Here is a 370-nt window from a genome sequence, read left to right on the forward strand (position 1 = left end):
GATTTGCAGACGATATGCTGATTACAGTAAGCGGGCATTCCAGTAAGCGTGGGTGGGCGGAACTGGCGTTGAAGCGATTGCGCGAACATTTGGAGCCACTGGGCGTGGAACTCAACCTAGAAAAGACTCAAACGGTTAACGCCCGGAGAGGTGAGGCATTCGCTTTTCTAGGATTCGACCTGCGAAGAGTTCGGAATCGAAGTAATACCGGGTACTTCATCCTTATGACACCGAGGAAGAAGGCCTGTATATCCGTGAAAGCACGCATTCGCGAAGTCATCCATAATGGTGGAGCGAAATCGGCCAAAGAAATCGTACAGCAAATCAATGCGATTTTGGCAGGATGGGTGAACTACTTTCGGGTAGGGAA

Annotated in this window: 1 protein-coding gene; it reads left to right on the forward strand. The window is 50.0% G+C overall.

Going from position 1 to position 370, the window contains the following annotated elements:
- Nucleotides 1-370: group II intron maturase-specific domain-containing protein (locus PPOP_RS19165; protein WP_305082450.1), on the forward strand; the 370-nt coding region annotated here is incomplete at both ends.

The organism is Paenibacillus popilliae ATCC 14706 (genome assembly GCF_000315235.1).
Taxonomy (GTDB): Bacteria; Bacillota; Bacilli; order Paenibacillales; family Paenibacillaceae; genus Paenibacillus_B; species Paenibacillus_B popilliae.